The following is a 7,798-nucleotide window of genomic DNA, read 5'->3' on the forward strand; positions in this document are numbered from 1 at the left end:
ATTAGTGGACGCGGTAAGTCAGTGTATTGTATTACCGACTATAACAAAAGTGCAGATAATTTCATTGATTAACTTAAGCAAAATATAATCTGACTATTTTATTACGTGACAAATAGTGTAGCAAAAATCACCATCCAGTAAGGTAAACACAGCAGACAGATAGGGTCTACACGCAGATTTCCCTATATTCTCTCATAACGCTGATTTTTATATCTTCAGTATCAAATTTAAATATATATTCAAAATATTGATAATATTGAATTTAATTACTTTTTTAAATTTTCATTTTTTTTTCAATTGTGATATTAATCCCCTTTCTATAATTCGCTTATTGCGATTTATTTTCAAATTTATGAAGATAAGCCAGAATGGATAAAAGCTTACTATGATGAGTCAAACATTCATTAAAAAAGAGGGGATTGCACAATCGTTTCTAGCTCGTTATCTCCTCTCTGAGCAATGTGGCAACCGCCTGAAAACTATTGAGTTACTAGCTAAAGAATGTGGATTGTCCGTAGGTTTAATGCAAGCAGCATTGAAATCTCTTGAACAGGCACAAGCGGTTGGAATTAAGCGTCGTGGTCGTAATGGCAGCTTTCTTTCGCAGATTAACCATAAATTACTCTTAGAGTACGCCGATATCGGCAATGTGGTCTGCGCGATGCCGCTTCCTTATACCCGTGCCTATGAAGGTCTGGCCAGTGGTTTAAAAGTATTGTGTGCAGAGATTCCTTTTTATTTTGCACATATGCGTGGCTCAGACATCCGCATTGAATGCTTACTGAATGGCATCTATGACTTAGCAGTAACGTCGAGACTTGCCGCAGAGCAGCACCCAGAAAATAAAGATTTATATATTGCGCTTTCACTAGGGACACAAAGTTATACAGACAGGCATAGATTAATCTTTCGTCATGGCGAAATGGATTCCATTCGCCGGGTTGGGTTGGACAGTACTTCAGCAGACCAAAAAATAATGACAAATCAGTATTTTGAAGGAAAAGAGATTGAAATGGTCGAGGTCTCCTATCACGAATGCCTGAATCAAATCATGAAAGGCCACATTGATGCGGCCATTTGGAACGTCGGGCAAGGTCACGAACTGATAGCACAAGGTTTGATGACTCAGCTCCCGGATGACAGTGAGTGCTTTATCAAAGCCTCCGAAGCCGTTATTTTGGCTCGTAAGGACAACATCCCCATCCAGCAGCTCCTGCACACCATGGTTGATCGGGAGGTGCTGCTGACTCATCAACAAAACGTGGTCGCAGGCACAATCGAACCGGTTTATTGACGCCCATTAAGCCAAATCAAACAATTAACCTGACGTATAACAAAAAGCAATGGTAGAACAACGGCTAACTATCCTGTTGCAAGGTGGCGTCATTGATCAAGATATCTACGATAACATGCTTGATATTGTGCATGATCTGGAAGATATCTGGTTAATCCCTGTCCATCATCCACAAGGCGAAATGGCGCTTACCCACATGGCGAGTGCTTTCATGCGCTCACGTCGTGGCGAAATTGTTTTGCCACTTGAAAATAACATCTTGACCAAAATCGAGCAGTCAGAGCACTGTGCGCAATTATTCAAAATCCATCGCGCATTGTTGGAAAAATTCACAGTCACACTGCACCCCAACGAAGAAGGCTATCTGTTGGTAAATTTATATGGTTTAATACTTGCAACCAAAATTCCCTGAATTTTGTTTACACTATAAATATTCAAAAAAATGAATATTTTGGATTTCTCAGCCTTTTTAACTTTCACACAGCCGTGCCGCATTGCAGCCATGAAGGGAAGCCTATGTTTATCAATGCTCTGAAAAAACAGAACCCCAAATTGATTGAAATAGCAAAAGACCTTTGGCAGCAAGGCGCAATATTACCAGACACTTACATCATTGATGTCGATCAGGTCTTGGACAATGGTCGACGTTTGCTGCAAGCAGCAGAGCAATATGGCGTTGAACTCTATTTGATGACCAAACAGATTGGTCGCAATCCTTGGCTGGCTCAAAAGCTCATTGAACTCGGTTACCCCGGTGTCGTGGCCGTGGATTTCAGAGAGGCATATACCCTGAGTCAGCATGGCATACCGCTATGCCACATCGGTCATTTGGTACAAACCCCTGCACACCTGATAGAAACCATGCTTAAACAGCATCCGGGTATCATTACGGTGTTTTCCATTGAAAAAGCGCAGGCGATCTCAGATGCCGCAGAGAAATTGGGACGGGTTCAGCCCATCATGCTGAAAGTGTTTGATAAGCGTGATATCACCTTACCCTCTCAGGAAGCAGGCATCCTCTTCGATGAACTGGATACAACCGTTGACATATTAAAAACCATGCCGGGCATTAAGTTGAGCGGTTTAACCCATTTCCCCTGCCTAGAGTGGAATGTCCGATATCAGACAACCCTGCCCACCATCAACTTGCAGACCCTCCTCAGGGCGCGCAACAGACTTGAACAGCTTGGCATTGAACTCTCACAAATCAATGCGCCTTCAGCATCAAGCTGCAATACCATCCCCCTGCTGGCAAAATATGGTGCTACCCACCTTGAGCCGGGACATGCCCTGACCGGCACTATACCCGCCAATATCAGTGGCCGCGAACCTGAAAAGATCTCAATGGTCTATATCACCGAGGTTTCCCACCATTACGACGGCAACAGTTACTGCTATGGCGGCGGCTACTATAAACGTGGGCATATGAAATACGCGCTGGTTTTCCCTGAATGTGCGCGCTCCCCCAAAACCGTGCGGGTACTGAGTCTGGGAGATCCCTGCATTGATTACCATCTCCCGATATCCGGTATCCACCCTATCGGCAGCCCAGTGATCATGTGCTTCCGTACCCAGATTTTTGTCACCCGCAGCGACGTAGCGCTCGTTTCCGGCATTCAATCAGGCTCACCAAAGCTTGAAGGTATTTATGACAGCCAAGGAAATTGGAAAAACAGAGGTTATTTTCAATAATTTTCCAATCAGGGCATTACAGTTAATATCATTTATCCCTTAAATAATGTTATTTTCGCTCTAGTCGATTTACCGCATGATGCTACAGAAATATTTATGGGATACCAGAAACAGACTGGGAATACACCCACACATTCCGCTCCGTATTCCTCATCCAGAATTGATGAAGCTGAAGACGCACTCAAACAGGCGGGCTACCAAGAATATCAGGTTAAACGTCGGGGTGAGACGCTGTTATATTCATCAAACAATCAATTAAATAACCCATATCCGGGCACGAAGCAAAATACCTGTATTGATACATCAGGCTATACCTATGTACATGAACATCTGCATATCGATCTCTCTGGTGCGAAAGGCAGTCTCGACTGTCGGTTAGACCAATACGATCTGATCGTCGATGAACTTCGTCACCTTTATACCCTTGGCCTACGGAACATCGCGGAGATGACCAACTGCTACATGGGGCGCAATGCCAGCTTTCTACTGGATTTGATGCGTGATAGCCACATCAACATCATTGCTTCGACGGGTTACTATAAAGAGCCATTCTTCCCCGTTAATTTCAGCGAATTAAGTGTACAGGCGATTGCCGACGATATGATTGCTGAAATTGAAACGGGCATTGACGGTACTGGGCTAAAAGCCGGTGTGATAGCAGAAATTGGTTCCAGCCTTGATCAAATCACAACGGATGAGAAGAAAGTGTTTGCAGCCGCCGCTCTGGCACATCATGCCACTGGCTGCCCTATCTCCACCCATACCACCTTAAGTACAATGGGACGTGAGCAACTGTCTCTGCTCAAAGAATTTGGCGTTTCCGCTGCACATGTGGCTATCGGTCATTGTGATCTGAAAGATAACCTCGACACGATTATTCCCCTGCTTGAAGAAGGGGCGTGGGTACAATTCGATACGATTGGCAAAAACAACTACTATCCAGACAGCGGGCGCATTGCCATGTTGCGGGAAGTCGCCAAACGTGGCCTGCTGAGCCAAGTGATGCTCTCCCAAGATATCACTCGCCGTTCTCATTTAAAAAGTAACGGGGGAATTGGATTCGATTATCTGTTAACCGTATTCGTTCCGATGCTATTGGCAGCCGATTTTTCCCAAACGCAGATAGATCTCATGTTACGCGATAATCCTGCACAATTTTTCCGACACGGCTTTTCTAAGACTTAAATTTTCTAACCCCTGTATTTTCCGAAAATTAGCTTTTTCAATAAATCAGCAATTCGATACAAAATAAAAAGAGAGGGAGGACAACATGAAATTTGTCGTTGGTGGACAAATAGAAAAAGAAAGAATAGCCGAAGGCATTCGACAATTAGCGGGAGACAAAGCCACTGCAATTACCATCATGAATGACATTGAAGCCGCTATGGCGATTAAAAATGGTGATGCAGATTACTATCTCGGTGCATGCAATACCGGTGGGGGTGGCGCACTGGCAATCGCCATCGCCCTTATCGGCCTGAATCAATGTGTCACCATCAGTATGCCGGGCAAAATCCTGTCTGACGACGAGATCATTGCCCATGTGAAAGCAGGTAAAAAAGCATTCGGTTTTACAGGTCAGGATATTGATGTTGTCCTGCCGGTGATCATCAACACCATCGTTTCTCGGTGAGGAGCATGTCATGAGTGATATCAATGCCACACAACATCTTCACAGTTTTCTGATGAGCCTGATGGAAGTTGACCCTTCCAAGGCCGGGTTGCTCGCTGCCATTGGTGCGATTGCTGCCATGATGGCAAACCGTGGTATTGCTGTTTTCCATGATGGTCTGCGCCCACTGCTACCGGAATACCTTGAAGGCCGGATGAGCCGCAAGGCTCTCGCCGCGACCAGCTTTGCCCTGAGCATCGGTCTGGTTGTCGGCTTTGGTATTCCCTTTTCACTGGCAGCGCCGATTGTGCTGGTTCACAGCCTGCTGCTCGGCACTGATATGATCGGCATCTGGTGTGCCAACAGCCGAAGAGGGTTTATCGCCTCGGGTATCATCGGCGCCCTGTATGCCATTGCCTTGCTCGCCGGCCTGCGCTCAGTCGTCGAACTGTTTGCCATGCTGCCGGTGAATTTCACCGATGACCTCAAGAAAGTTGGCGATCCTATTGTCGCCTGCTTCGCGCTGTTCCCTGCGATAGTTGTGGGTTATCAATATGGCTATCGCAAAGGGCTATGGGTCATGCTCACCGCGTTGATAGGCTATCTGGCCACCAAGGCGATTGGCCCGCTCAGCTTTGGTGGCATGATCGAAAAACCGGTCAGTCTCGATCCCAACGGCGCAGCATTGCTGTTGTCGATGACTGCCATGTTCTACTTTGCGATGCGGGAGCGTCCAGCCCAGTCAGCGGAACAGAAAGGAGCCAATGAAGTTTTAGTCGGGCTGTTCTCTACCCGTATTGAACGCATCCAGAAAAACAAATGGCTGTTGATCCTCTGCGGCGGCCTGACCGCAAGTGCCGCGACCATGTCTTTCAGCCTGCTGGCCGAAGGCCCGGTTTCCCTGCAATTAATGGCGCAGGGCGAACAGACCAACGCCCTGTTGGTCGCACTGGCACGCGCCATCAGCTTTGTCCCGCTGGTCGGCACCACGGCGATAGCCACGGGAGTTTACAGCCCGAATGGCATGAAATTCGTGTTTGTGGCGGGTCTGGCAACCAACAACCCGTGGATCGCCTTTATTGCGGGCGGTATCACCATGTTCATTGAAATCCAGCTGCTAGCGAAAATCGCCATTTGGCTGGATAAATACCCTGGCGTAAAAGCCTGTAGTGGTCATATTCGTACCGCGATCACCAAAATGCTCGAAGTCGCCCTGCTGGTTGGTGGTATGATTGCCTCCAACGCTATTTTGCCAGGTATAGGCTTTATGATCGTGGCGGGTATCTACCTGCTCAACCGCACTTCCAAACGTCCTTTGGTAGAGATGGCTATCGGCCCAATCGCAACTATTGCGGTGGGTATCCTTGCCAACGTGCTCTATCTGCTGGGAATAAAGTAAGAAAATGAAAACCTATCCATTGCAAAGTATGACGATGGCGCAAGCCCAGCAGCAGCAGTTCAAACTGGTGGATATTATCTGTCGTCACTTTCCTGGCGCTGATTTTCTCTCGCAAGGTGATCTGGGCTTAGTCCCGGATCTGCACCAACCCCGGATGACCCACCGTATTGAAGCGGTCATCGCGGAGCATTTTGGTGCTGAGGCGGCAGCCTTTGTCAATGGAGCCGGAACAGGGGCGCTACGCGCGGGGTTGGCAGCATTGGTCAGTCCCAACGCTACGTTGCTCGTCCACGATGCACCGATTTATCCCACGACCAAGATATCGATTGAACAGATGGGGCTTCACGTGGTGCATGCAGATTTCAATCATACAGAACAAATTGCAGCGGCCATCCGGCAATATCAACCTGCTGCCTGCCTGATCCAGCATACACGACAGAAGATAGATGACAGCTACGCCCTGCAAGATGTGCTCGCCATACTCCATCAGTATCAAATTCCCTCATTGGTCGATGATAACTATGCAGCCATGAAAGTGGCGCATATTGGCTGCGAATATGGCGCGACACTCTCCAGTTTTTCCTGTTTTAAGTTACTGGGGCCACAGGGAGTCGGCTTAGTTGTCGGCAAACAAACAACGATTGAGACCCTACGCCGCAGCATGTACTCCGGTGGCTGTCAGATACAAGGCTATCAGGCAATGGAAGCATTGCGTGGGCTGGTGTCCGCGCCAGTGACCCATGCAGTACAGGCAGAAGTTAATGAAACGTTGGTGACACGATTGAATCAGGGGGAATTGCCGCAGGTGAAACAAGCATTTCTGGCTAATGCTCAATCCAAAGTGTTATTGGTGGAATTTCACGAACCCATCGCCGAAGTGGTACTGACTGCCGCACATGGGCTGGGAGCATTACCTTACCCAGTGGGTGCAGAATCCAAGTTTGAAATCCCGCCTCTGTTTTACCGTATTTCCGGTACATTTCGTCAGGCAGATCCTACACTGGAAAAACGCATGATTCGCATTAACCCCAATCGCAGTGGGGCAGAAACAGTGATACGTATTTTACGGGAAAGTATTTTGTAGAAAAGCAGTCAATAAAAAAAGCAAAACAGCGGTAACTCTATTAAGAAAGCAAAAAATATAACGCCTGATTATTATTTAACTTAAACATTAAACAAACTATCCCTTCTGTTACTGCATTACATAAGGTAATTCATCTGTTTTTATTATTTACCCGGTACTTTGGATTAACGAGACCAAAATAGGAAACATCATCAGGCGTTAATAAATAGTTTTGCTTCATATTGACTATTACACTCAGTTTAAGTTTAGTCAAGCCACATTCCTGTCTAATTGATGATACAGACCCCAGATTTTAATTTAAAACATTAATATTTTACATTATAAAATATAACTCATTAAAATATTCACCTCATTAATTTTATATTTAAATAACATAAAATTTATATAAATAATCATATTTAAACCTAAACAATTATTTATTTAATACCAATATGCCAATTGAATTTATAGTGAGTAATATTGATTATATTATGTGGTAAATATCGCGATAATATAACAAATTACTATTACAATAACTATCTAATATTCATATGGTTTCTTCTATTTAATTTCATTATTTCCGGATTGGGAATAACATATTTGAGAAATACGCCTAAAATAAAAAATAATATCATCACATTCATTAAGTAGACATATATACCCGTCATTCCGCACCTCATTCCTGATTTAAAAATCATGTGATTTGCCGCACGCTTTGTTGATTTACTCCTCAAATCA

General features: G+C 45.3%; 8 protein-coding genes. 7 read left to right on the plus strand and 1 reads right to left on the minus strand.

Annotated features, from left to right (window positions below):
- The first annotated feature begins 385 nt into the window (after positions 1-385).
- The 7 genes from yhfZ (at position 386) to NXS07_RS17760 (ending at position 7,081) form a co-directional block, all read left to right on the plus strand.
- Positions 386-1,294: a GntR family transcriptional regulator YhfZ gene (gene yhfZ / locus NXS07_RS17730; protein WP_258087289.1), complete on the plus strand. Its 909-nt coding sequence runs from the start codon at positions 386-388 to the stop codon at positions 1,292-1,294.
- Between the two features lie 49 nt (positions 1,295-1,343).
- Positions 1,344-1,706, plus strand: a complete 363-nt coding sequence (locus NXS07_RS17735; protein ID WP_038197667.1) for a hypothetical protein — start codon at positions 1,344-1,346, stop codon at positions 1,704-1,706.
- Positions 1,707-1,810: 104 nt separating this feature from the next.
- On the plus strand, positions 1,811-2,986 hold the full coding sequence (locus NXS07_RS17740) for a YhfX family PLP-dependent enzyme (RefSeq protein ID WP_258087290.1): 1,176 nt from the start codon (positions 1,811-1,813) through the stop codon (positions 2,984-2,986).
- Positions 2,987-3,082: 96 nt separating this feature from the next.
- A complete protein-coding gene (locus NXS07_RS17745; protein ID WP_258087291.1) occupies positions 3,083-4,171 on the plus strand; it encodes a phosphotriesterase family protein in 1,089 nt (362 codons plus the stop codon).
- An 85-nt stretch (positions 4,172-4,256) separates the two neighbouring features.
- Positions 4,257-4,619, plus strand: a complete 363-nt coding sequence (locus NXS07_RS17750; RefSeq protein ID WP_038207247.1) for a DUF2620 domain-containing protein — start codon at positions 4,257-4,259, stop codon at positions 4,617-4,619.
- Between the two features lie 10 nt (positions 4,620-4,629).
- The gene (locus tag NXS07_RS17755) at positions 4,630-5,997 is read left to right on the plus strand and encodes a YhfT family protein (RefSeq protein WP_258087292.1); all 1,368 of its coding nucleotides are present in this window, start codon (positions 4,630-4,632) and stop codon (positions 5,995-5,997) included.
- Positions 5,998-6,001: 4 nt separating this feature from the next.
- The gene (locus tag NXS07_RS17760; protein ID WP_258087293.1) at positions 6,002-7,081 is read left to right on the plus strand and encodes an aminotransferase class V-fold PLP-dependent enzyme; all 1,080 of its coding nucleotides are present in this window, start codon (positions 6,002-6,004) and stop codon (positions 7,079-7,081) included.
- 515 nt (positions 7,082-7,596) lie between these two features.
- On the opposite strand, the gene NXS07_RS17765 is transcribed toward NXS07_RS17760, so the two are convergent.
- The coding region (locus NXS07_RS17765) for a hypothetical protein (protein WP_258087294.1) at positions 7,597-7,798 on the minus strand (202 nt) is incomplete at its 5' end.

The organism is Xenorhabdus bovienii, from assembly GCF_024721015.1.
GTDB lineage: Bacteria > Pseudomonadota > Gammaproteobacteria > Enterobacterales > Enterobacteriaceae > Xenorhabdus > Xenorhabdus bovienii.